The sequence below is a fragment of the Gallaecimonas kandeliae genome (assembly GCF_030450055.1).
GTDB lineage: Bacteria > Pseudomonadota > Gammaproteobacteria > Enterobacterales > Gallaecimonadaceae > Gallaecimonas > Gallaecimonas kandeliae.
On record NZ_CP118480.1, the window covers coordinates 1472594 to 1495403 of the forward strand.

Below are 22810 nucleotides of genomic sequence, written 5' to 3' on the forward strand. Positions count from 1 at the left end.
TGTCCTCGTGATGATGAAAATAGTGAAATGCCGCCGGGCCAAGGGGGCCAGGCGCCAACCAAGTATGAAAAGGGCAGGGAGGGGCGCCGTATCAGTTCGGCATCAGCACGGTGTCAGCACCGTCAAGGAGCGGTAACGGCTTTGTCACCCGGATCCCGACTGGAAACTCTCGTTAACAGTTGATTGCTTTATGTTCTTTGGTGTTTGTTTTGCGCTGGCGAGATGGCCAACTAGACTGGGCCTGGGCAGCCAAAAGGACCAAGGTCATGAAAGGGACACAAAGGATTGATGCCGCACTGTTGAAGTCGCTGCGCCGGCAGCATTGCCTGAGCCAGGAAGATCTCTACTTCGCCTGCCAGCGCCGCGCCCTGCGCTTGTCCCTGGCCACCATCAAGAGGGCCGAGCTGGGTAAAAGGGTGAGCTTTCGAACGGTACGGGAGTTCGCCGCCTTCTTCTCCGTGCCGCCGTTACTCTTGGTCGAACGTGCAGAATTGTGAGTAACAGATTGATAAGAATCGGCAAAACGGCCAAAGCCTGACTAGGATGAAGGCATGGAAGCCAACCTTATAAAAAGCCATGACACGTTCCCTGCCGCCTTGCCTCGTATTGCTGCTGGCCGCTTGTGCCAGCGCTCCCCAGCCCAAACCAACTCCGCCGCCGCCTCCGTCACCCAAACCCAGCGCTCCCCTGTTGACCGGTTGCCTGGCTAAGACCAAACCAGAGGTGATGATGGGCCGTTTTGCCATCGGCATAGGCCAGAAGGTGTCCATCCTCGAGCAGGCCTTGCACATCCGCTTCGTGTCGGTGCTGGAAGACTCCCGTTGCGCCCTGGGTGCTCAATGTATTTGGGAGGGCAACGCGGCCTTGCAGGTGCAGCTGCAAAAGGACGGGCTCGAGCCCACCGATTACATCCTCAACAGTGCCGCCCGTTACCCGGCCACCCTCCACTACCAGGGCTACAGCCTGACCCTCAACCAGTTGGAGCCTTACCCCCAGGCCAAGGTCCCCCAGGACAAGTCCAGTTACTGCGCCTGGCTGACCCTGGACAAGGACGGCTGGCAGCCCCAGGATGCCGCCGTGGGCCAATAAAAAAGGGCCTTCAGGGCCCTTTGCTCAGAGGAACATGCCGCCGGAGGCCTCGATGCGTTGGCCCGTTATCCAGCTGCTCTGGTCGGACAGCAACATGGCCACTGCCTTGCCGATGTCGTCGGGGATCCCGGCCCGGCCCAGGGCCGTGACGCCGGCCACGAAGGCATTGACCTCAGCCCTGTCCCTGACGGCGCCGCCACCGAAGTCGGTCTCGATGGCGCCGGGGGCCAGCACATTGACGCGGATCCCGCGCTCGCCCAGTTCCTTGGCCCAGTAGCGGGTCAGCACTTCCACTGCCCCCTTCATGGCGCCATAGAGGCCGTAGCCGGGCAGGGAGAAGCGGGCCAGGCCGCTGGAAAAGTTGAGGATGCGGCCGCCGTCCTTGAGCAGCGGCAGCAGGGCCTGGGTCAGGAAGAAGACCCCTTTGAAGTGGACGTTCATCAGCTGGTCGAACTGGGCCTCGGTGCTCTCGGCCAAGGGGGCATTGAGGCCGATGCCGGCATTGTTGACCAGGAAATCGAAGTCCCTACGTTGCCAGTGGTCGGCCAGCAGCGCCTGCAATTGCGCCTTGAAGGCCGGAAAGCTGGCCAGGTCGCCGGTGTCCAGTTGCAGGGCGGCGGCCTTGCGGCCCATGGCTTCTATCTCGGCCACCACCTTGCCGGCTGCCGCTTCCTGGCTGTGGTAGCTGATGAGGACGTCTGTACCGGCAGCGGCCAGGGCCAGGGCGGCGTTGCGGCCAAGGCCGCGGCTGCCGCCGGTGATGAGGGCTATGGATGGTGTCATGAGGGCTTCCTCCAATGGACTTAGGGACGAGGAGAAGCTTATTGGTCGTACGTAATGGGATAAACGCCGTCATAATAGATGCTGTGTTTTCTAATGATGGACAATGACCATGCAGGACAGGCTCCAGGCCATGCAGATCTTCTTGCGGGTGGCCGACCTCAAGAGCTTTACCAAGGCGGCGGCGGATCTGGGGTTGTCCAAGACCCATGTTTCCAACCTGGTGGCCCAGCTCGAGGCCCACCTGGGGGCGAGGCTGCTGCACCGCACCACCCGCAGCGTGACCCTGACCCAGGACGGTAGCCTCTTCGTCGAGCGCTGCCAGCCGTTGCTGGCAGAAGTGCAGGAGGTGGAAACCTTGTTCCAGACCAGCCCCGGCCAGCTGGCCGGCAGCCTGAGGGTGGACATGCCCATAGGCCTGGCCCTGGGGCTGGTGCTGCCCAACTTGGGTGATTTCCTGGACCGCCACCCTAAGCTCAAGGTCGAGCTCAGCAGCTCAGACCGGCGGGTGGATCTGGTCGCGGAAGGTTTCGACTGCGTTGTCCGTGGCGGTCCCGTAGTGGATCAAGGCCTTATCGCCAGGCACCTGGCGGACATGGCCCAGTGCAACTGTGCCAGCCCGGCCTACCTGGCCCGCTTCGGCAACCCGCAAAGCCTCAACGACCTGGCCGGCCATAGGGTAGTGCATTACAGCCAGGTGCTGGGGGCCGCTGCTCCAGAGTTCGAATTCCAGGGGCAGGGGGGCCTCGAGAGCTTCCCCATGGACGCGGTCCTCACCGTCAACCAGAGCGACAGCTATATCCGGGCCTGCCTTGCCGGACTTGGCATCATCCAGAATCCCAGGCACAGCGTGCAGCCGCTGCTGGACAGCGGCCAACTGGTGGAGATATTGCCAAAATTCAGGCCGCCGCCCCTGCCGCTCTGGCTGCTCTATCCGCACCGGCGGCACCTGTCCAAACGTTTGCAGGCCTTTGCCGGCTGGTTGGAGGGGCTCTTGAGGGAGCGGCTCTAGCCGTTTTGGCTGCGCCTGACCTTGGGGCTTTCGCCCTTGATGACCAGGGCTAACTGGTTGATGACGGCGTCCCTGGCGGCCAGCAAGGCCTTCGTTTTTGCGGCCCTGCTGGTTTCGTCCGCGCCCAGCAAGGCCTTGGCCGCTTCATGGGAGCTGTCGTGCAGGGCTTCCAGGGCCAGGAAGCTGTCCAGGTGGCCATAGCGGGCCATGCCGGCGGTGTGGTACCAGAGCCCCAGGGGGCAGTGGTTGCTGGATAGCTCCAGGGGCTCGGGCTCCTTGCCTGCGACCTGGGCCAGGATCCCGTCCACCCAGAGGCGGTGGGCTGTGATGGCGGTCAACAGTGGCAACTGGTGGTGGTAAGGGGGCAGCTTGGGCGCCAGCCAGCGCGGGCGCTGCTGCCAGCGATGCAACCAGGGCCAGAAGCGTTCGGCCGACATGGGCCTGGCCACTCCGAAGCCCTGGATACGGCTGCAGCCCAGCTGCAGCAGGGCCCTGGCCTGGCTTTGGTTCTCAACCCCTTCGGCAATGACGTCGCGGTTGAAGGCCTTGGCCATCTGGATGATGTTTTCGACGATGGAGAGATCGTTGGGATCTTCGAGCATGTCCTGCACGAAACTCTGATCCACCTTGAGCCTGTCCACCGGCAGCCGCCTCAGGTAGGTGAGGGAGGCATAACCGGTGCCGAAGTCGTCGAGGGCGGTGTGGATCCCCAGTTGATGGCAGTGGGTCAAGGTGCGGGCGGCCTGGCCCAGATCGGTCAAGGCCGCCGTTTCCACCAGCTCCAGCTCCAGGGCTGAGGGGGAGACATCGGGGTAACTGTCCAGCAGGGCGGCCAGTTCCTCGGCGAAGTCCGGCTGCAGCAGTTGGGCGGCGCTGATGTTGACCGACAGGCTCAGGGAAAGGCCGGCCCTGTGCCAGGCCGCCAGCTGTGCCAGGGCCGTGGCCAGCACCCAGCGCCCCAGGCGCAATTCCAACTTGGTGCCGAGGAGATGGCTGAGGAATTCGCCGGGAGACTTGAGGCCTTCGCTGGGGTGCTGCCAGCGCAGCAATGCCTCGGCACCTTCCACCTGGCCGTTGATGAGGTTGATCTTGGGCTGGTAGTAGAGGCACAGCTCGCCGCCGGTCAAGGCCGTTTCCAGCCGGTTCAGCCAGCTCTGGTAGTGGCTGAGTTGCCTGTCCCGCTCCAGGTCGAAGAGTTGATACTGGTTCTTGCCGGACTGCTTGGCCCTGTACATGGCCTGATCGGCCCGGCGCAGCAGGATCTCGGGGGCCGCCTTGTCCTGGGGGTAGAGGCTGACGCCGATGCTGGCAGAGACCTGCATCGGCACCCCCTCTATGGTGAAGGGGGCGCTGACGGCGGCCAGCAGCCGGTCCAGGGAATGGCGCAGGCTTTCGAGATCGTCCAGTTCATCCAACTCGGTCAGCAGCAGCACGAACTCGTCGCCACCCAGCCTGGCCACCACGTCCATCTGTCTTACCGTCTTCTGCAGCCTTTTGGCCACCTCCACCAGCAGCATGTCGCCGGTCTGATGGCCGTACTGATCGTTGATGGGCTTGAAACCGTCCAGATCGATGAAGCAGATGGCCAGGCCCTGGCCCTTGCGATCCGCCTGGGCCAGGCTGCGGCCCAAGAGTTCGTTGAGCAGGCGTCTGTTGGGCAGGCCGGTCAGGGTGTCGTAGTTGGCGATATGGGCCAGCTCGTTTTCCTGGGCCTTTTGCTGACTGATGTCGGAGAAGACGCCGATATGGTGCTGGATGCGGCCTGTGGCGTCCCGCACCACCGAGATGGCCAGGATCTCGGCATAGACTTCACCGGACTTGCGCCTGTTCCAGATCTCGCCCCGCCAGGCGCCGGTGTCGACCAGGGACTGCCACATGGCCTGGTAGAAGTCCTCCCCCTGGCGGCCTGAGGAGAGCAGGGAGGGCTTCTTGCCCCGCACTTCCTCGACCTTGTAGCCGGTGATGCGGCTAAAGGCGGGATTGACGTCGACGATGAGGTTGTCGGCGTCGGTGATCATGATGCCCTCGTAACTGTTGGCAAAGACGCTGGCGGCGAGGCTCTGCTCAGTGATGTCCTGGGCCACACCCAGGTAGCCGGTGACCAGGCCATCGGGGTCGCGCATGGTGGTGAACACCAGGGATACCGGCAAGGTTCGGCCGTCCTTGCGCATCAGCGTCCACTCCCGGCTGTCACAGCCCTGGCGCTCTGCCAGCTCGACCAGGGCGCGAAAGCCCTGGGCTTCTATCCCCAGCTCATCCCCCAGGGCCTTGGCCCTGACTTGCACTTCCCGCTCCAGGAAGAGTACCAGGGGGGTGGCAAGGCCCACCAACTCGTCGGCCTTGTAGCCCAACATCAGTTCGGCACCGCGGTTGAAATGGGTGATGAGGCCACCGGCGTCTGTGGCGATGATGGCGAAGGCGTCAGCGGCGTCCAGCACCTTGCCCAGCATCCGGCTAAGGCGGCGGCTTTCCTGTTGCAGGCGGCGCCAACGGGCTATGCCGAAGAGCACCAGGCCAATGATGAGGAGTTGGAGGCCAAGGGCGCCGAGCATCAAGAACAGGTGGTGGTTTTGGATTGGGGGGGCTGGGGTTTCCTTGGTGCCCTCGCTTGCCAGCACCAGGGCGGTGCTGGAGGGCACCAGGGCGGTGTTTTGCGGCATGCTGTTGGCCGGGCAAGCCAAAGCCAGCAGCGATACCAGCAACAAGGCTGGCCATGAGAGTACCGTCCCTGGGGTGGTGTTCCGATACACATGAACCCCCAAGCAAAAGCCATTGCCCGATGGTTAAAGCATAGAAGGGGGTAGGGGTCGGCACCTCGCTGGGTGTCAAATTTTTGACGTAAAAGAAAGGCGGCTTGCGCCGCCTTTCCATCAGGCCTTCTTGAGGTATTCGGCCACCAGCACTATCTGGACGCCGTTGACCTTGCCTTCGATGTGCTTGGGGTTGTTGGTGAGGCGGATGCCTTTGACCAGGGTGCCGCGCTTGGCGGTGAAGCCGCCGCCCTTGACCTCGAGGTCCTTGATCAGGGTGACGTCGTCCCCTTCCAGCAGGCGGGCGCCGTTGCTGTCCAGGGTCGGCTCGCTGTCGTCTTCCTCGGCGGCCAGGCCGGCGTCGGCCCACTTCTTCACTTCCTCGTCGAGGTAGAGCATGTCCAGCAGATCCTGGGCCCAGGTCTCGGCACTGAGGCGCTTGAGCTGGCGGTAGGCCATCACCTGCACGGCCGGCACCTGGCTCCACATGCTGTCGTTGAGGCAACGCCAATGGTTGACGCTGGTCGGCGCCTCGGCTTCACCCAGGCAGCTGGGGCAGAGCAGTACCTGGCAGTCGCTGCTGCTGTCGGGGCTGGCGGGTACTTGGTAAGGGGCGAGACCTTCTGTGGCACCGCAGAGTTCACATTGACCGCCGGCGCGGTCCATCAGTTGTTTTTCCAGGCTCATCTTCTTGTCCAACCGATAAAAAGTCGGCGGACTATAGCACAAAGCCCCCTGTTTGTCTGGGGGCTTTGCTCTGGGCTTAGTGTTCGGTGCCGGGATGGGGCCTGGGGTAGGCCTTGTCGAGGTCGATGGCCTTGGCGTAGGGGCTGTCCCAGAGCTGGCGGTGCAGCTCGCCGAGCCTTTTCGCCATCTTGGCATCCTGCATCACCATCTCCAGGTTGCGGGAGTTGTCGAGATAACCCCCCTCCCAGTTGCTGGTGCCAAGCCAGGCGATCTGGTCGTCGATGTCCATGGTCTTGGTGTGGATCACCCTGGCATAGGGGATGAAGCCTTCCTTTGCCTGGGGCAGGGTGACGACTTTCACCTCGACGTTGGGCAGCACCGCCAGGCTCTTGAGGTAGCTGAGCTCCGGTTCCTGGGTGTTCCAGTCCGCCACCATCAATTTGACCTTGACGCCGCGCTGGGCCGTGGCGCGGATGGCGTCGTCGATGACGGCGTAATAGGGCCTGATCCCAGGCGCATAGGACAGGGGCGCGTATTCCATCACCTGGATCAGCACTTCCTTCTTGGCCTTGGCCAGCAGTTTGGGCAGCTCGGATTCGGAATCACCGACACCGGGCGGGTTGAAGGCGTTGGGGCTGGCCACCAGGTAGTTTCCCTGGGACTCGTCCGCCAGCACCTTGTGCTGGTTCTGCACCGGCACAGGTTTGCCTTCGGCCAGCAGCTTCTGCGCCTGCCAGTCGATGTCGAAGATGGCCTGCATCTGGCCCGCTACCTTGGCGTCGCTGATCAGGAGCCCCGCCTCGTGGATGTGCTTCAAGGAGCGCCAGTCGAAGTTCTGGCTGCCGAGGTAGCCTTCTTTGCCGTCGATGACGAAGTACTTGGCGTGGATGATGCCGCCGCCTACCTTGCCGTAGTCGATGAGGCGAAATTCGAGGTTGGGGATGGCCTTGAGGGCGTCCAGGGTGCTTTGCTCAGAGGCGCGCAGGCCGTGCTTGTCCATCAGGAAGCGGATCTTCACGCCCCTTTTCCCGGCGGCCTTGAGGTGGGCCATCACCTGGTCCAGGGGCTCACCGGGCTTGCCGGAGGCATAGAACTGGGCGATGTCGATGCTGTGCTTGGCGCCGTCGAACAGCTGGCACCAGACGGGGGTAGGGCTGCGAAGGTCGGGGGTGGCGAGCTGGGTTTGAACCGGCACCGTATGGATAAGCTCAAAGCCGGGGATGCTGAACTCGGCGCGGGCGCTCAGGCTCAGCAGCGCCAGCAATAACAGGGACTTGCGCATGGTGTTTCTTCCTTGGAGGCCAAAGCCGCTACCTTAGCATTCCAAAGTAAAGAGGGGCAGCCCGGCGGCTACCCCTTTGACTCAGCCTTGTTTTGCCAAGGCTTCGGCCAGGCTTTCCAACATCAGTTCGCGCATCCGGAATTTCTGGATCTTGCCGGTGACCGTCATGGGGTAGGCCTCGACGAAGTGGAAGTACTTGGGGATCTTGAAGTGGGCCAGCTCGCCTTGGGCGAAGGCGCGCATCTCCTCGATGTCGGCCTGCTGGCCTTTCCTGAGCATCACCCAGGCGCAGACCTGCTCGCCGTACTTGTCGTCGGGAATGCCGAACACTTGTATGTCCTGCACCTTGGGATGGCGGTAGTAGAACTCTTCGATTTCCCTGGGGTAGATGTTCTCGCCGCCGCGGATGATCATGTCTTTGATGCGGCCCACCACCTGCACATAGCCGTCCTGGTCCATGACCCCCAGATCCCCGGAATGGAGCCAGCCCTCTTCGTCTATGGCCTCGGCCGTTTTCTGCGGATCGTCCCAGTAGCCCAGCATCACCGAATAGCTGCGGTTGCAGATCTCGCCCCGCTCACCTATGGGCACCACCTGGCCGAAGGCGTCGACGATTTTCACCTGCTGGTGCTCGGCGGCCTTGCCGACGGTGCCGATGCGTTTTTCCAGCGGATCGTCGCGCAAGGTGGTGTGGTTGATGGGGCTGGATTCGGTCTGGCCGTAGGAGATGAGGATCTCGGGCATGTGCAGCGGCCCCATCACCTTTTTCATCAGTTCCACCGGGCAGGTGGCGCCGGCCATGACGCCGGTGCGCAGGCTGGACAGGTCGAAGCTGGCGAAATCCGGGTGCGCCAGCTCGTTGATGAACATGGTGGGCACCCCGTGCAGGGCGGTGCAGCGCTCCTCGCTGACGGCCCTCAAGGTGCTCTCGGCGTCGAAGGCCTCGGCGGGGAAGACGGCGGTGGCGCCGTGGGCCACGCACAGCAGGCTGCCCAGCACCATGCCGAAGCAGTGGTAGAGGGGCACAGGGATGCAGAGCTTGTCGGCCGCCGTCATGCCCATGGCGTCCCCCACCAGCATGGCGTTGTTGAGGATGTTGTAGTGGGACAGGGTGGCGCCCTTGGGGTTGCCCGTGGTGCCGGAGGTGAACTGGATGTTGATGGGGTCCTGTGGGCTGAGATCCAGGCTGTCCAGCAGTGCCTCTTCCTCGGCGTCGAGGTCCGCCATCAGCCAGTCGAAGGCGATATAGCCGGGTCTGGCCGGCCCCATGGTCACCACATGGCGAAGGCTCGGCAGGGCACTGGCATTGAGCGCCATGCCGGAATGGGTGTGGGGCAGCTCGGGGGCCAGGGTCTCGAGCATGGCCAGGTAATCGCTGCCGCGAAAGCCTTCGGCGCAGACCAACGCCTTGCACTGCACCTTGTTGAGGGCGTACTTGAGCTCCGTCTTCTGATAGTTGGGGTTGATGCAGACCATGATGGCGCCGAGACGGGCCGTGGCGAACTGCACCAGCAGCCACTGGTAGCAGTTGGGGGCCCAGATCCCCACCCTGTCACCTTTCTCTATGCCCAGGCGATGCAGCCCAGTTGCCAGGCGGTCCACCTGTGTCTGTAGTTCGGCATAGCTCCAACGGATCTGCTGGTGGCGCACCACCAGGGCAGGGTGGTTAGGCTGGCGCCTGGCCTTTTCCTTGAGGCAGTCGCCTATGGTCTGGTCGAGCAGTGCCTTGGTGGTGCTGCCTTCGAAGAAACTTTCCGTTAGGGCCATGGGACTCTGTACTCCTTCACTATCGATGACCATGATTTAGCATGGAGAGCGGGCTGCTACCTTTATCCTTTTGTCTAATGGCAGACCCGGTTTTTAAGGCCATGGTAGAGATGAAGACGGGACTGCGGAAGCGGTTGAGAAGCCTGGACGTCCATGAGTGCCGCAAGGTCTGCAAGGACTGCCAGGCCTGGGCCGCCGTGGTGCGCGACAAGGCCTTGGCCGGTGAGGCCAAGCGGCTCAGGCAAAGCCTGGGGAAAGCCCGCGATCGCCATGTCCAGAACCAGTGGCGGGCCCAGCTGGGCCTCGAGGGCCTGCCCGAATTGCCGCCCGTGGTGCCGGACATCCAGGCCCTGGACAAGGTCATAGGCCTGACTCCCGAGCCCTCCCAAGACCAGTTGCTGTCGGCGCTGCTGCGAGATCACGCCAGGGCCCGCCGCCACTACCTGGCCGTCAGGGGCCTTAAGCATCCACAAGCGGCCGCCCTCCATGAACTGCGCAAGGAGGTCAAACACCTGGAAGCCCTGAGCCGCTGGCTGGGAGCAGAGGCGGTGGCCGATGGTTTCAAGGACTTGGCGGCAAAACTGGGTGACGACCACGACTTGAGCCTCTTGCCCGGCAAGGCGGCCCGGCGGCTGCGCCGCCGGGGCCACAAGGCCATACGGGCGGGGCTCAAGGGCTGCCTCGGCAACAAGGCCTTTTCCAAACTGTGACGGCGGCCGTCCCAAGGGCGTTTTTTCCAGCACCGGCATTCATTAATATGGTCCGACCTCTAAATTCCCGGCGGAAGCGGCCGATAACGGGATGCAGCAGTTGCTTGGTAATCCTATGACCATTATTAAAAAAATCCTCCTCATCCCCCTGGTCGGCGCCATCGGCTTTGCCGTCTTCATGGCGTTGACGGTGTTGACCGCCAATGACACCGGCAATGTGCTGGCCAAGGCCCGGGGCCAGAGCTTCCCGGTATTGCGCCTGGCCGACCAGTCCCTGCAGAAATGGGCCTCCCTCAAGACCGGCTTCAGCTCGGCCGTCACCACCGGCGACGAAGACGGCCTCAAGGCCACCCAGGCCCTGGCCGGCAGCTTCAGCCAGGATCTGGCCCAGATAGCCAGGCTGACCGGTGACGGCAAGGTCGATGCCCTCAAGGCCCAGGCCCAGGGTTATATCGACGAGGCCGGCGCCATCGCCAAGGGCATGATCGATTCGAGCCTGGATTTCTCCACCCTCGGCAAGCGCACCAGCGCCATGAATGCCAGCTACGACCAGGTCAGCCAGGCCCTGACCGACTTCCGTGACGGCCAGTTGCACCTCTTCGAGAGCCAGATCCAGAGCGCCCAGGACGACGCCAACAAGCTGGCCCTGCGCGGCGGCCTCTTGGGAGGCGGCACCATAGTGCTGCTCTTCCTCATCGCCTTGCCCGTGGTGCGCGGCATCCGCGCCAACCTCGGCGAGGTGGTGGCCTCCCTCAAGCGCTTCGCCCGCGAAGACGGTGACCTGACGGTGCGCCTGGAAGTGCGCTCCGACGACGAGCTGGGGGAGCTGGTCAAGTGGTTCAACGCCTTCGTCGCCAAGCTCCAGGAGGTGATCCAGAAGGTGGTGGCCAGCGCCAGCCCCCTGGCGGAGCTGGCCCAGAGCCTGAACCGCCTCACCGACGAATCCGACCGGGTGATGCAGGCCCAGCTCGATAACGCCTCCCAGACGTTGAGGGCGGTGGAGCAGATGAACGAGTCGGTGCACCAGGTGGCGGCTCACGCCGCCGAGGCGTCAAAGGCCTCCAGGGTCATCACCCAGGCCGTCAGCCAGGGCCATCAGGACGTCACCAACACCGTCGCCCAGATGCAGTCCCTGTCGGGCACGGTGGAAGAGTCGGCGCGGGTGGTGGAGCGGCTGGTCAAGGACGCCGAGCAGGTGGGGCAGGTGGTGGACGTCATCCGCGCCATTGCCGACCAGACCAACCTGCTGGCCCTGAACGCCGCCATCGAAGCGGCCCGGGCCGGAGAACAGGGCCGCGGCTTTGCGGTGGTAGCGGACGAGGTGCGGACCTTGGCGTCCCGCACCCAGAGCTCCACCAGTGAAATACAGGCCACCATAGAGCAGCTCCAGGAAGGGGCGCGCCAGGCGGTGTCGGTGATGTCGAGCTCGGTGGAGAACGCCCAGGCCGGCGTCGACAGGGCCAACACCGCCGGCGAGGCGCTCAAGCGCATCACCTTGGACGTGGGCCAGATCCTCGGCATGAACCAGGAGATAGCCCAGGCCACCGAGGCCCAGCAGAGCACCTCCTCGGACATGGTGGGCTACGTCAACCAGATCGGCTGCCAGGCCAAGGAGAGCGTCGCCGCCACCGGCGAGGTGGCCGAGGTGGCGGCCAAGCTGCACCAGTTCGCCGGCGCCCTGCACCAGGTGACCTCGTCCTTCAAGGTCTGACGCCCGGCCATAAAAAAAGCCTCCCGATCTGGGAGGCTTTTTTGTGGGCGGCGCTTAGAACACCAGGTCGACGCCGGCGGACAACACCTTGGCGTCCAGGGCCGAGCCCAGATCGTCGCGGATGTCGTTGAACTCCAGCTTGAAGGCGGCGCTGCTGTGGAAGTCCCAACGCAGACCAAGGGTGTGGGTGCTGGTCTGTTCGCGGCCGGCGGCGTAGACGGCCATGATGGGGACGGCCAACTGGGGCGGCAAGCCGGCGGTGGACTTGCTGTCGGGCTTGGCGTCGAACTTCTCATAGGTGTAGTAAGGGGTGATGCTGCCGAAGCGGTAGCCCAGGGAGGCGTACCAGGCGGCGGTCTTGGGGATCACCGAGTTCTTGACGTCGAAGTGGGTGTATTCGGCGTTCAGCAGCCAGTTGTCCTTGTCGATGCCGAAGCCCAGGCCCCAGAAGGTGCCTTTGTCTTCGTTGGTTTCCATGCCGTCGGCCAGGTCAGCGAGGCCAAGGGCCTGCAGGTTGGTCACCAGGGCCTGCAGCTGGGCCTGGGTGGCGGCATCCTTGGGTGCGAAGGAAACCTTGGCCTTGGCGTAGGTGCCGCGCAGGCTCAACCAGTCGCGGCTGAGTTCCCAGCTGGCGCCCATGGCGTCCTTGATCTTGCCGGTACCTTCGACGCCGTTGGGGGACAGGTCCCCGTCGTAGCTGCCGGCGTAGAGCTTGAGGTTGGATTCCCAGTCACCGAAGTAGGTGCTGTTGTCCAGGCGCAGGCCTTCGATGGTGTTGAAGGGCACGCCGTAGACGCTCTGGGGCGGGCGCAGCCAGGTGTAGGCGTAACCCACGTCCAGGAAGGAGGAGTAGCGGAACAGCGGCGCCCGCAGTTTGCCGGCGTTCAGTTTCCAGTTGTCGTTGATGGTATAGGACAGGTAAGCCCATTCCAGGGACAGGTTGTAGTCGTCTTCCCCTTTGGCCATGGCCTGGGCCGTGGCGGTGAGGCCGTCGCCGAGGTCGGCCACGGCCTGCATGGCGAACAGGGAATCGGGCTTGAAGGAGATATCGTTGTCGTAGCCAAGGGCCTGCTCGTCGCTGCTCAGGGTCTGGCCGGCGACGATGGAGGCGAAGCCGTTGAAGCGGACGTCGGCGGCGGCCTGGCCGCACAGGGCTGCCAGGGCCAGGGCAAGGGCTGTTTTCTTCATCTTGTTCTTACCTCAGAAGGTCTTGATCACTTTGACGCTGGCATCGACGGCGTCGGCGGGGATATAGCCAATGGCGTTGACGTCGGTGGCCACCTTGGCCTTCATGGCGGCGGTGTCGGCCAGCTCGGCGGGCGGGGTACCGCCGCCGGTGAAGATGAGCTTGGACCAGTAGGCCTTGAGCTGGGCGCTGTTCTTGCCCAGCAGCTTGCTGTTGAATTCGTCACGGGCACCCTGGCCTTCGGCCAGGTTGAAAGGCACCAGGCCCTTCTGCTTGCCCAGGAACAGCCGTGAAATCATCTCGTCGGAGGGCACCTGGCTCTGGCCGGGGTTGACGATCACGGCGATGTCCGCCATGGCGGCGGCGCTCAGGCCCATCAGGGCGGCTGCGCACAACAATCTACGCATGAGGATCCTCTTTTTTTTCTCGGTATTGGCTTGCAAGGACGCCGCATGAGGCGTAGGCGCAGTTTAAGAGCTTGTCTGCACGGAAAAAAGCATAAGGTCTGACCAGGTGTTAAGGCTGTGATCGCCCCGACAGAAAAACCAAAGAGGCCAGGGCCCGTTCAAGTCGGCGGCGGCCCTGGTCGAAAAGGGCGCCAGGCCGGCGCTTTGTCGCAGTGTCCTTGCGCTGTCCCTGTATATGAGCGATGGATAATGAAAAAGGAGACGACACCATGAAAAGACTGCTCACCGGCCTCTTGCTGGCCACCGCCGGCCTTACGGCCCAGGCCGCCACCCCAGCCGCCCCGGCCAAGAAGCCCATCGCCATCGCCATCCACGGCGGCGCCGGCACCATCTCCCGCGCCAACCTCAGCCCGGAGCAGGAAAAAGCCTACCACGCCAAGCTGCAGGAGGCCCTGGACGCCGGCTACGCCGTGCTGGACAAGGGCGGCAGGGCCCTGGACGCCGTGCAGGCCGCGATACTGGTGATGGAGAGCTCGCCGCTGTTCAACGCCGGCCTCGGCGCCGTATACAACTGGGACGGTGAGCACGAACTGGACGCCTCCATCATGGACGGCAAGACCCTGAACGCCGGCGCCGTGGCCGGGGTCAAGCACGTCAAGCACCCGATCCTCGCCGCCTACAAGGTGATGACCGACAGCCCCCACGTGATGCTGGCCGGCGACGGTGCCGACGCCTTTGCCCGTGAAGAAGGGCTGGAGATGGTGGACAACCACTATTTCGATACCGAGTTCCGCAAGAAGGCCTTGGACAAGGCCAAGAAGGCGATCCAAGGCACCGGCTACCAGGCCCGCAACTACCTGGCCGGTGATTATAAGTACGGCACCGTCGGGGCCGTGGCCCTGGACGAAGACGGCAACCTCGCCGCCGCCACCAGCACAGGCGGCATGACCGCCAAACGCTACGGCCGTATCGGCGACTCCCCCGTCATCGGCGCCGGCACCTATGCCGAGAACGGCGTCTGCGCCGTCTCCGCCACCGGCCACGGCGAGTATTTCATCCGCCTCAACATCGCCGCCGACATCTGCGCCCGGGTCCGTTACCTGCACAAGTCGGTCAAGGAGGCCGCCGACGAGGTGATCCACGGCCGGCTGCAAAAACTGGGGGGCACGGGGGGCGTCATAGTGCTGGGCGCCGACGGCTCCATCACCCAGCCCTTCAACACCGAAGGCATGTACCGGGGCTTCAAGACCCGCACCCAGAACCAGACCCTGCTCTATGGCAACTGAGCCGGGACTATCAAAAAAGGCGTCTTGGGCGCCTCTTTTGTTGGCGGCCCCTGGGGCGTGGAGCAGTAGGGGCCTTAGGTGCTAGTATCAACAGGCCCCATCCGACCTGATTTACGGAAGCCGACGCCTTGCAACTGGTGGTACCCCTCTTTCAGCAGATGAGCGTCTACCTGCTCATCGCCTACGTCTTTTCCAAGACGCCCCTGTTCCGGCCCCTGGCCAGCCTCTCCAGCTGGCCCATCCACAAGCTGATGGTCTACGCCATCTTCTCCGGCTTTTGCATCATGGGCACCTATTTCGGCCAGCAGACCAACGACGCCATCGCCAATACGCGCGCCATCGGCGCCATCCTCGGCGGCCTCCTGGGCGGCCCCGTGGTGGGCATAGCGGTGGGGCTGACCGGCGGCCTGCACCGTTACTCCCTGGGCGGCTTTACCGACATCGCCTGCGCCGTTTCCACCACCTGGGAAGGCCTTATCGGTGGCCTGGTCCATGCCTTCTGGCAGCGCTGCGGCCGTACCGAACGTATCTTCAACCCCTGGCAGGCCTTTGCCCTCGGCGTCTTCGCCGAGGCCAGCCAGATGGCCATCATCCTGATCCTGGCCCACCCCTTCGACAAGGCGCTGGCCCTGGTCAGGGTGATAGCCCTGCCGATGATGCTGGCCAATGCCACAGGGGCGGCGCTCTTCCTGAGCTTCATCCGCGACGCCAAGTTCCGCGCCGAGGAGCTGGCCGCCAAGGTGTCGTCCCGGGCCCTGCGTATCGCCCGGCGCTGTGTGGGGGTGTTGGAGCAGGGCTTCAACGCCGCCTCGGCCCAGGCCATAGCCCAGATCGTCAAGGACGAGACGGGGGTGGCGGCGGTGGCCATCACCGACAGGGAGAAGATCCTGGCCTTTATCGGCATGGGCGCCGACCACCACCAGGTGGGCAGGCCCATCTCGTCAGAGATCACCCTCGAGGCCATACGCCACAACCGGGTGGTGTTCGCCGACGGCCTCACCACCCCCTACCAGTGCTCCATAGACCCCCACTGCGAGCTGGGCTCCTCCCTGGTGGTGCCGCTCAAGGGGGAAAAGGAAGTGGTGGGCACCATCAAGCTCTACGAGCCCAAGCGTCAGCTGTTCCGTAACCTCAACCGCAGCCTGGGGGAGGGCATCGCCGGGGTGCTGTCCAACCAGCTGCTCCACGACCAGCTCCAGGCCAGCCGGGCCCTGTTGGCCGAGGCCGAGCTGCGGGCCCTGGAGGCCAAGGTCAATCCCCATTTCCTGTTCAACAGCCTCAATACGGTGGCCGCCGTGCTGCGCCGCGACGCCAAGAAGGCCCGCGAGCTCATAGTCCACCTGGCGGGCTTTTTGCGCGGCAACCTGGGCCGCCACGGCGCCACCTGCACCCTGGCCGAGGAATTTGCCCACATCGAGCATTATCTCGCGATCGAGAAGGCCCGCTTCGGCGAGCGGCTCTGTTACCAGGAGTCCCTGGCTGCGGAGCTGGAAAACGAGCGGGTGCCGGCGCTGGCCATCCAGACCCTGGTGGAGAACGCCATCAAGCACGGCATCAGCCGCGCCGAGGCCGGCGGCGAGGTCAGGCTGTCGGCGATGCTGGAAGGGGACTGCATCCATATCAGGGTGGAGGACAGCGCCGCCCGGGCGCCCAAGCAGACCGACGGCCTGGGGCTCAAGCTGGTTCGAGAGCGCTTTGCCGCCCTGGGGGCAGACTGTACACTTGAGCTCCACCACCAGCCGGGGCAACATACCCGCGCTGAGCTCAGCTGGCAAAGAGGTAAGCTGTCATGATCCGGGCACTGTTAGTCGACGATGAGCCCCTGGCGCGGGAAGAGCTTGGCGCTCTCCTGGAGGAAGCCGGCGGCGTCAAGGTGGTGGGGGAAGCGGGCAACGGCAAGGACGGCCTGCTCAAGGCCCGCGAGCTGAGCCCGGACGTCATTTTCCTCGACGTCGACATGCCGGGCCTGTCCGGGGTCGATGTCAGCAGCCTGCTGCCCGAACCTCGGCCGGCCCTGGTCTTCGTCACCGCCCACCAGCAATACGCCCTGGACGCCTTCGACGAGGCGGCCCTGGACTACCTCTTGAAGCCCGTCGACCCCGAGCGCCTGGCCAAGACCCTCAAGCGCATCGAGGCCTTGGGTCTTGCCAGCGACAACAGCCCCCTGGAGCGCCTGGCCTGCTACCAGGGCAACAAGGTGCACCTGGTGGCGCCCAAGGACATCGACTGCGCCTTTGTCGACCTCACCGGCACCCAGGTGCTGGCCCAGGGGGAGCAGCTCCATTGCCAGCTGCCGCTCAAGACCTTGGAGGCCAGGCTGCCGCTGCTGCGGGTCCACCGCCAGTACCTGGTCAATCCCGACGCCATCAAGGCCATCGCCATCAAGGACAGCGGCGCCGAGATTGAGACCCACCACGGCGCCAAGGTGCCGGTGTCGCGCCGTTACCTCAAACTGCTCAAGGACAGGTACCTGCTGCCCATCTGACCGCTCAGGTGGCCTTTTCGACCGCTGGCGCTTTTCGCGGGTGCCGCGTACGTAAAGGGCATATTAGGCTTTGCCCAAACTACAAAGGGGGAAAGTCTATGTTCTACTTCTTGCTCGGAGTCGCCGCCCTTCTGGGGGGGTACTTCGTTTACGGTAAAGTCATAGAGCGGATCTTCGGCGTCGCACCGACGCGCCAGACGCCCGCCATCGCCAACAACGACGGTGTCGACTACGTGCCCATGTCCACCGGCAAGGTGTATCTGGTGCAGTTGCTGAACATCGCCGGCCTCGGCCCCATCTTCGGTCCCATCCTCGGTGCCCTCTACGGCCCCGTCGCGCTGCTGTGGATAGTGCTGGGCTGTGTCTTCGCCGGTGCCGTCCACGACTACTTCGCCGGCATGCTGTCGGTCCGTGCCGGCGGCGCTTCAGTGCCTGCCGTGGTGGGCCGGGAGCTGGGCAAGGGCGCCAAGCACTTCATGAACAGCCTGGCCGTGCTGCTGCTGCTGTTGGTGGGGGTGGTCTTCGTCCTGGGCCCCGCCAAGCTGCTGGGTAACCTCTCCGGCACCGCCGTGCCTGTCTGGGTCGCCGTCATCTTCGGCTACTACCTGCTGGCCACCATAGTGCCCATCGACAAGATCATCGGCCGTTTCTACCCGGTGTTCGGCGCCCTGCTGGTGTTCATGTCCGTCGGCCTGCTCGTTGGCCTCGGCGTCAGCGACCACCACTTCTACAACAGCGGCATCACCCTGGATAACCTGCATCCCAAGCACCTGCCGCTGTGGCCGCTGCTGTTCATCACCATCGCCTGTGGCGCCCTGTCCGGCTTCCACGCCACCCAGTCACCGCTGATGGCCCGCTGCGTGGAAAACGAGAAGAACGGCCGCTTCGTGTTCTACGGCGCCATGATAGGTGAAGGCATCATCGCCCTGATCTGGGCCACCCTCGGCATGTCCTTCTACCAGAGCCCCGAGGCCTTGAACGCCACCCTGGCCCATGGCGGCCCCGCGGCCGTGGTCAACGAGGTATCCACCTCCCTGCTGGGTAAAGTGGGCGGTGTGCTGGCCATCCTCGGCGTGGTGGTGCTGCCCATCACCTCCGGTGACACCTCCTTCCGTGCCGCCCGCCTGATCCTGGCCGAGTTCTTCAACTTCGACCAGAAGCCCATCGTCAAGCGCCTGGCCATCGCCCTGCCGATGTTCGCCATAGGCTTTTTGATCAGCAAGACCGACTTCAACGTGCTGTGGCGTTACTTCGGTTGGGCCAACCAGATGACCGCCGTCATGATGCTCTGGGCCGCCGCGGCCTGGCTCAAGCGCCACGGCAAGTTCCACTGGGTGTGCACCATCCCCGCCACCTTCATGACAGGTGTGGTCAACGCCTACCTGCTGAGCGCGGAAATCGGTTTCAACCTGCCACTGGCCATCGCCGGCCCCATCGGCATAGCTTCCTCGCTGGTGGTACTGGCCTGGCTGCTGCTGCGCGGCCGCAACGACAAGGACGAAGTGGCCTTGCCCGAACAGGCCTGATGGCTGAACAGAAGAAAACCGGGGCTTGCCCCGGTTTTTTTACGCCTTAGACTGGGCGCCGTTGCGAGGGGGAAAGATGGCGGATAAGAAGCGGACACTCAAAGGCTGGCTCTGGGCACTGCTGTGGCGGTTGCTGCTGGTATTGGCGTTGCTGCTCTTGGCGCTGCGTTTCGTGCCGCCCCCCACCACCGCCTTCATGCTGCAAAGCCCCTACCCGGTGCGCCAGCATTGGGTGACCCTCGACAGCCTGCCGAGGGCCGTGCCGCTGGCGGTGGTGGCCTCCGAGGACCAGCGCTTTCCCAGCCACCACGGCATCGATTTCACCGAGCTTGGCAACGCCCTCGAGCAGCTGGACGACGGCGGCGGCCTGCGCGGCGCCAGCACTCTTTCCCAGCAGACGGCCAAGAACCTCTTGCTCTGGCCGGGGCGTAGCCTGGTGCGCAAGGGCCTGGAAGCAGGGTTGGCGCTGAGCCTGGAAGGGCTCTGGGGCAAGAAGCGGATCCTCGAGGTCTACCTCAACGTCGCCGAGTTCGGCAAAGGCATCTACGGGGTGGAAGCGGCCAGCCGTCATTATTTTGGCAAGGGCGCCCGCTACCTGACGGCGGATCAGGCGGCGCGGCTGGCGCTGCTGCTGCCGAGCCCCCGCAGCCGTGACCCCAACCACCTGACCCCTTACCTGGCCCAGCGCCTCGCCTGGGTGGAGCGGCAGATGCGCCAGCTGGGCAACCATTACCTGGACGGCGTCCTCAAGTAAAAAAATAAAGCCCGGCTTAGAGACCCTGCGATAGCTACTGCGCTTGGCCATGCGTCGTTCAAACCCGGCTCGGAATGCTCATTTATCGGACATAAACTGTGCTTTCTCGCCGGATTTCGCCTTGCCTGACCTGGGCTCGAGACGCTCTCTCAGGGTCTCTCTGGCTCCACCTTGGCTCAGTAGGGCAGGGCGCTCTGGCGCTCCCCTTCCTTGGACTCCCTGGGCTTGGGCGCATAGTGCTCGGCCTTGAGGCCGAACAGCTCGCCGAGGGTGGCGGCAACGAAGATGGACGACCAGGTGCCCACCACTATCCCCACCAGCAGCGCCAGGGCGAAGCCGAACAGGGCAGCGCCCCCCAGCCAGAGGATGGCCCCGACCGTGAAGAGGGTGGTGCCCGAGGTCACCAGGGTGCGGGAAAAGGTGGCCCTGACGGCCCTGTCCACCAGGGTGGCGGTGGCCACCTTGGGATGGCGGCCCAACGTTTCCCTGAGCCTGTCCGCCACCACTATGGAATCGTTCACCGAGTAGCCCATCACCGCCAGCAGCGCCGCCAGCACGCTAAGGTCGAACTCCAGCCCCAGCAGTGAGAAGACCCCCAACACCAGCAGCAGATCGTGGGCCAGGGCCAGCAAGGCGCCGCTGGCCAGCCGCCATTCGAAGCGCCAGGCCAGGTAGCCCAGTATGGCGAGAGCCGCCAGCAGCAGCGCCAGCACCGACTGGGCCGCCTGGTCGTCCCCCACTTGGGAGTAGAGGTAGCTGGAGCTCTTGAGCCGTACCGGGCTGCCGAGCTTGGCCTCCAGGGCCTTGGCGAGGGAAAAACCGGGCCCGGGATCGGCCCTGTAGCGGATGCGCCAGCCGTCGTCGTTGCGCACCACCTGGGGCTTTTCCTTGAGGATGGGGGTCAGGAGTTGCGTCAGTTCCTGGGCGCCGATGGGCTGGGCCAGGGCCACTTCTTGGACCATGCCACCGGTAAAGTCCTGGCCCAGGGGCAGGCCGCGCAGGCTCAAGGTCAGCAGGGAGCCCAGCACCAGGGCCGTGGACAGGCCCAGGGCCAGGTAACGCCAGAAGGCCAATTGCTTGAGTTTGTCCATGGTCAGATCCTCACTGCCTTGCGGTTGTCGCGGCCCCAGAGGGGGTTGATGATGGCGCGGGTGCCGAGGATGCCGGTCAGCATGCTGGTCAGGAGCCCCAGCCCCAGGCTGACGGCAAAGCCCCGCACCGGCCCCTGGCCCAGGCCGTAGAGGATGAGGGCGCTGAAGAGGGTGGTGAGGTTGGCGTCCAGTATGGTGCGAAAGGCGTTGTCATAGCCCAGGTGGATGGCCTGGCCCAGGCCCTTGCCCTCCCGCACCAGCTCCTTGATCCGCTCGAAGATCAAGACGTTGGTGTCCACCGCCATGCCCACCGTCAGCACCAGGCCGGCGATGCCGGGCAAGGTCAGCACGGCTCCCGGCACCAGGGCCATGAGCCCCAGCAGCATGAAGAGGTTGGCGATGAGGGCGACATTGGCCACCCAGCCGAAACGCCGGTACCAGAGCGCCACGAACAGCAGGCAGCTGCCGAGGCCAAGGGCCAGGGCCATCAGGCCGTTGTGGATGTTCTCCTTGCCAAGGCTGGGGCCCAGGGCCCCCTGCTGGATGATGGTCACGGGGGCGCTGAGGGAGCCGGCCCGCAGCAGCAGCGCCAGCTCCTTGGCCTGGTCCGGGCTCTTGAGGCCGGTGATGCGAAAGCTGGCCGGCAGGGCGCTCTGGATCCGCGCGACACTGATCACCTTGCTGGTCTTTTCCGTCTGGCCGTCCTCGCCTTGGCGGTACTGGATGAAGAGGCTGGCCATGGCGTCGCCGATATGGGCGCGGCTGAAGTCGCCGATGCGCTCGGCCCCCTTGCCGTCCACCTGGATGCTGACCTGGGGCCGGCCCAGCTCGTCCACCCCGGCCCTGGCGCCTGTGATATGGCTGCCGGTGAGGATGGGCCGGCGGGCCAGCCAGACCGGCAGGCCCCGTTCGTCCCGCATCCTCAGCCGGCCCTGGCCGCCTTCGGTGAAGGCCTGGCGGAATTCGAGGGAGGCGGTGGCGCCTATGATGCTCCTGGCCCGAGCCGGATCCTGGACCCCTGGGATCTCGATGCGGATGCGGCTCTTGCCGTCCCGCATCACCGCCGCTTCGGTGATCCCCAGCTCCTGGATGCGGTTACGCATGATGCCGAGGCTCTGGGCCATGGCCTGGGCCTGCTGCGCCTGTTGCTGCGCCGCTGTCATGCCCAGTTGCAACAGACCCCCCTCCTGGCGAAGTTGCCAGTTGGGGTACTGGCGCTGGATGAGGCTTTTCAGGGCGCCAAGGTCGCTGCCTGCCCGCGGGTGCAGGACAAGCCCATCGGCCTGCAGCTGGACTCCGCTCAGGGCGGGCAGCTCCGCCAGGGCGTCTTTGGCGGCCTGGTACTGGGCAGCGAGGGCGGCCTGGGTGTCGACGGCGAGGATGAACTGCACGCCGCCGCGCAGATCCAGCCCCAGCTTGATGGGGGCCATGCCCATCTCTTGCAGCCAGGATGGGGCCTTGGAGCCCCGGCTCAACGTGACTGTGGCACCCGGCAGGGCCTTTTCCAGGGCGGTCTTGGCGGCCATGGGGTCGGCATCGTCTTTCAGTACCAGGTTGGCGCTGTCGCCCCGGGCCTGGATGCGGGCAATGGCCGCCTCGGGCAGCAGCGCCTTGAGCTGGCCGGCACTGACAGGGGCCTGAGCCTTGAGGTCCAGGTGCGCCTCGTCGCCGAAAAGGGTGGGCAGGGCGCTCAACACCAGCAGCACCAGGCTGGCGACGAGCACGGCATATTTCCAACCGGCCAGGCGGTTGATAAGGACGGGGGCTTGGCCCCTTGGTATGGACATGATCTCTCCTCGCGGCCTTGGGCCGCGTCAAAAACAAAAGGGTTTTTGGGCAGGAGGGATCAGCCGCGCCAGGCGGCGAAAAGGGCCAAGAGGTGGGTGTCGTGGCCGCCAAAGAGGCGGCCTGGGCTGTCGGCGATGTTGAGGGACCAGTCACAGGCGGCAGGGCGCCGCTGCCGGTAACCCCTTTGGAACCGCTCGGCCGGCAGCACCCGGGCCTCGGCCGCCAGGCCGTAGCTGGGGCTCAGGGGCTCGCCGTCGAGCCCCTGGTGGCTGAAATGGCGTTGCAGCCGGGAGAGGTTCAGTACCGTTTTGCCAGGCGTGTCCTGGTGGGCTTTCGCCTGGCTGGCGCCGTGAAGAACGGGCGCACCCTGGGCCGCCTGTCCCGGGGCCGAGAAGGCGCCCAGGGCGAAGACAAGCAGCAAGGTGGTGAAGAGGGTGCGCAGCATGGAAACGTCAATCTGTGATGTTGCGCACAACTTAGCACCAGGCGCCCCGGCTCT

At 64.6% G+C, this 22810-nt stretch carries 20 protein-coding genes; 10 read left to right on the plus strand and 10 right to left on the minus strand.

What is annotated here, in order from left to right; genetic code table 11:
- The first annotated feature begins 266 nt into the window (after positions 1–266).
- Both PVT67_RS07180 and PVT67_RS07185 read left to right on the plus strand, forming a co-directional pair.
- Positions 267–497: an XRE family transcriptional regulator gene (locus tag PVT67_RS07180; protein WP_301499224.1), complete on the plus strand. Its 231-nt coding sequence runs from the start codon at positions 267–269 to the stop codon at positions 495–497.
- A 79-nt stretch (positions 498–576) separates the two neighbouring features.
- Positions 577–1089: a hypothetical protein gene (locus PVT67_RS07185; RefSeq protein WP_301499225.1), complete on the plus strand. Its 513-nt coding sequence runs from the start codon at positions 577–579 to the stop codon at positions 1087–1089.
- A 24-nt stretch (positions 1090–1113) separates the two neighbouring features.
- On the opposite strand, the gene PVT67_RS07190 is transcribed toward PVT67_RS07185, so the two are convergent.
- A complete protein-coding gene (locus PVT67_RS07190) occupies positions 1114–1872 on the minus strand; it encodes an SDR family NAD(P)-dependent oxidoreductase (RefSeq protein ID WP_301499226.1) in 759 nt (252 codons plus the stop codon).
- Positions 1873–1981: 109 nt separating this feature from the next.
- Here PVT67_RS07190 and PVT67_RS07195 point away from each other — a divergent pair, with 109 nt between their 5' ends.
- Positions 1982–2881 (plus strand): LysR family transcriptional regulator, encoded by a 900-nt coding sequence (locus PVT67_RS07195; RefSeq protein WP_301499227.1) that lies wholly within the window; start codon positions 1982–1984, stop codon positions 2879–2881.
- Here the strand turns inward: PVT67_RS07195 and PVT67_RS07200 are convergent.
- The 4 genes from PVT67_RS07200 to PVT67_RS07215 form a co-directional block, all read right to left on the minus strand.
- On the minus strand, positions 2878–5586 hold the full coding sequence (locus PVT67_RS07200) for an EAL domain-containing protein (RefSeq protein ID WP_301499228.1): 2709 nt from the start codon (positions 5584–5586) through the stop codon (positions 2878–2880). The two genes, PVT67_RS07195 and PVT67_RS07200, sit on opposite strands and share 4 nt — an antisense overlap.
- Positions 5587–5751: 165 nt before the next feature.
- Positions 5752–6318 (minus strand): PhnA domain-containing protein, encoded by a 567-nt coding sequence (locus PVT67_RS07205; RefSeq protein ID WP_301499229.1) that lies wholly within the window; start codon positions 6316–6318, stop codon positions 5752–5754.
- A gap of 76 nt (positions 6319–6394) precedes the next feature.
- Positions 6395–7600: a phospholipase D-like domain-containing protein gene (locus PVT67_RS07210; RefSeq protein WP_301499230.1), complete on the minus strand. Its 1206-nt coding sequence runs from the start codon at positions 7598–7600 to the stop codon at positions 6395–6397.
- A gap of 81 nt (positions 7601–7681) precedes the next feature.
- Positions 7682–9367: an AMP-binding protein gene (locus PVT67_RS07215; RefSeq protein ID WP_301499231.1), complete on the minus strand. Its 1686-nt coding sequence runs from the start codon at positions 9365–9367 to the stop codon at positions 7682–7684.
- Between the two features lie 110 nt (positions 9368–9477).
- On the opposite strand from PVT67_RS07215, the gene PVT67_RS07220 reads away from it, so the two are divergent.
- Both PVT67_RS07220 and PVT67_RS07225 read left to right on the plus strand, forming a co-directional pair.
- Entirely contained in the window at positions 9478–10077 is a 600-nt protein-coding gene (locus tag PVT67_RS07220) for a CHAD domain-containing protein (protein ID WP_301499232.1), read from the plus strand.
- A gap of 115 nt (positions 10078–10192) precedes the next feature.
- On the plus strand, positions 10193–11788 hold the full coding sequence (locus tag PVT67_RS07225; protein WP_301499233.1) for a methyl-accepting chemotaxis protein: 1596 nt from the start codon (positions 10193–10195) through the stop codon (positions 11786–11788).
- Between the two features lie 54 nt (positions 11789–11842).
- Here the strand turns inward: PVT67_RS07225 and PVT67_RS07230 are convergent, their stop codons facing one another.
- Both PVT67_RS07230 and PVT67_RS07235 read right to left on the minus strand, forming a co-directional pair.
- Positions 11843–12976 (minus strand): porin, encoded by a 1134-nt coding sequence (locus PVT67_RS07230; protein ID WP_301499234.1) that lies wholly within the window; start codon positions 12974–12976, stop codon positions 11843–11845.
- Between the two features lie 12 nt (positions 12977–12988).
- A complete protein-coding gene (locus PVT67_RS07235; RefSeq protein WP_301499235.1) occupies positions 12989–13381 on the minus strand; it encodes a type 2 periplasmic-binding domain-containing protein in 393 nt (130 codons plus the stop codon).
- 269 nt (positions 13382–13650) lie between these two features.
- On the opposite strand from PVT67_RS07235, the gene PVT67_RS07240 reads away from it, so the two are divergent.
- The 5 genes from PVT67_RS07240 (at position 13651) to mtgA (ending at position 19432) form a co-directional block, all read left to right on the plus strand.
- The gene (locus tag PVT67_RS07240) at positions 13651–14667 is read left to right on the plus strand and encodes an isoaspartyl peptidase/L-asparaginase family protein (protein WP_301499236.1); all 1017 of its coding nucleotides are present in this window, start codon (positions 13651–13653) and stop codon (positions 14665–14667) included.
- 158 nt (positions 14668–14825) lie between these two features.
- Positions 14826–16460 carry a LytS/YhcK type 5TM receptor domain-containing protein gene (locus PVT67_RS07245; RefSeq protein ID WP_419181032.1) on the plus strand — a complete coding sequence of 545 codons (1635 nt, stop codon included), beginning with the start codon at positions 14826–14828 and terminating at the stop codon, positions 16458–16460.
- The gene (gene btsR / locus PVT67_RS07250) at positions 16457–17152 is read left to right on the plus strand and encodes a two-component system response regulator BtsR (protein WP_301499237.1); all 696 of its coding nucleotides are present in this window, start codon (positions 16457–16459) and stop codon (positions 17150–17152) included. The genes PVT67_RS07245 and btsR overlap by 4 nt, the downstream gene beginning before the upstream one ends.
- A gap of 98 nt (positions 17153–17250) precedes the next feature.
- Positions 17251–18678: a carbon starvation CstA family protein gene (locus PVT67_RS07255; protein ID WP_301499238.1), complete on the plus strand. Its 1428-nt coding sequence runs from the start codon at positions 17251–17253 to the stop codon at positions 18676–18678.
- A 76-nt stretch (positions 18679–18754) separates the two neighbouring features.
- On the plus strand, positions 18755–19432 hold the full coding sequence (mtgA, locus tag PVT67_RS07260) for a monofunctional biosynthetic peptidoglycan transglycosylase (protein ID WP_301499239.1): 678 nt from the start codon (positions 18755–18757) through the stop codon (positions 19430–19432).
- A gap of 176 nt (positions 19433–19608) precedes the next feature.
- Here the strand turns inward: mtgA and secF are convergent, their stop codons facing one another.
- From secF to PVT67_RS07275, 3 genes are read right to left on the minus strand one after another with little or no spacing between them, the layout of a single operon-like run.
- Positions 19609–20523: a protein translocase subunit SecF gene (gene secF / locus PVT67_RS07265; RefSeq protein WP_301499240.1), complete on the minus strand. Its 915-nt coding sequence runs from the start codon at positions 20521–20523 to the stop codon at positions 19609–19611.
- Between the two features lie 2 nt (positions 20524–20525).
- On the minus strand, positions 20526–22310 hold the full coding sequence (gene secD / locus PVT67_RS07270) for a protein translocase subunit SecD (protein WP_301499241.1): 1785 nt from the start codon (positions 22308–22310) through the stop codon (positions 20526–20528).
- Between the two features lie 59 nt (positions 22311–22369).
- Positions 22370–22756, minus strand: coding sequence for a hypothetical protein (locus tag PVT67_RS07275; protein ID WP_301499242.1), 387 nt, complete (start codon positions 22754–22756; stop codon positions 22370–22372).
- Positions 22757–22810: the final 54 nt, after the last annotated feature.

Bases quoted from the DNA above. Each gene is read 5' to 3' on its own strand.
- PVT67_RS07180 (WP_301499224.1), top strand. From the start codon at position 267: ATGAAAGGGACACAAAGGATTGATGCCGCACTGTTGAAGTCGCTGCGC.
- PVT67_RS07185 (WP_301499225.1), top strand. From the start codon at position 577: ATGACACGTTCCCTGCCGCCTTGCCTCGTATTGCTGCTGGCCGCTTGT.
- PVT67_RS07190 (WP_301499226.1), bottom strand. From the start codon at position 1,872: ATGACACCATCCATAGCCCTCATCACCGGCGGCAGCCGCGGCCTTGGC.
- PVT67_RS07195 (WP_301499227.1), top strand. From the start codon at position 1,982: ATGCAGGACAGGCTCCAGGCCATGCAGATCTTCTTGCGGGTGGCCGAC.
- PVT67_RS07205 (WP_301499229.1), bottom strand. From the start codon at position 6,318: ATGAGCCTGGAAAAACAACTGATGGACCGCGCCGGCGGTCAATGTGAA.
- PVT67_RS07210 (WP_301499230.1), bottom strand. From the start codon at position 7,600: ATGCGCAAGTCCCTGTTATTGCTGGCGCTGCTGAGCCTGAGCGCCCGC.
- PVT67_RS07215 (WP_301499231.1), bottom strand. From the start codon at position 9,367: ATGGCCCTAACGGAAAGTTTCTTCGAAGGCAGCACCACCAAGGCACTG.
- PVT67_RS07220 (WP_301499232.1), top strand. From the start codon at position 9,478: ATGAAGACGGGACTGCGGAAGCGGTTGAGAAGCCTGGACGTCCATGAG.
- PVT67_RS07225 (WP_301499233.1), top strand. From the start codon at position 10,193: ATGACCATTATTAAAAAAATCCTCCTCATCCCCCTGGTCGGCGCCATC.
- PVT67_RS07230 (WP_301499234.1), bottom strand. From the start codon at position 12,976: ATGAAGAAAACAGCCCTTGCCCTGGCCCTGGCAGCCCTGTGCGGCCAG.
- PVT67_RS07235 (WP_301499235.1), bottom strand. From the start codon at position 13,381: ATGCGTAGATTGTTGTGCGCAGCCGCCCTGATGGGCCTGAGCGCCGCC.
- PVT67_RS07240 (WP_301499236.1), top strand. From the start codon at position 13,651: ATGAAAAGACTGCTCACCGGCCTCTTGCTGGCCACCGCCGGCCTTACG.
- PVT67_RS07245 (WP_419181032.1), top strand. From the start codon at position 14,826: ATGAGCGTCTACCTGCTCATCGCCTACGTCTTTTCCAAGACGCCCCTG.
- btsR (WP_301499237.1), top strand. From the start codon at position 16,457: ATGATCCGGGCACTGTTAGTCGACGATGAGCCCCTGGCGCGGGAAGAG.
- PVT67_RS07255 (WP_301499238.1), top strand. From the start codon at position 17,251: ATGTTCTACTTCTTGCTCGGAGTCGCCGCCCTTCTGGGGGGGTACTTC.
- mtgA (WP_301499239.1), top strand. From the start codon at position 18,755: ATGGCGGATAAGAAGCGGACACTCAAAGGCTGGCTCTGGGCACTGCTG.
- secF (WP_301499240.1), bottom strand. From the start codon at position 20,523: ATGGACAAACTCAAGCAATTGGCCTTCTGGCGTTACCTGGCCCTGGGC.
- secD (WP_301499241.1), bottom strand. From the start codon at position 22,310: ATGTCCATACCAAGGGGCCAAGCCCCCGTCCTTATCAACCGCCTGGCC.
- PVT67_RS07275 (WP_301499242.1), bottom strand. From the start codon at position 22,756: ATGCTGCGCACCCTCTTCACCACCTTGCTGCTTGTCTTCGCCCTGGGC.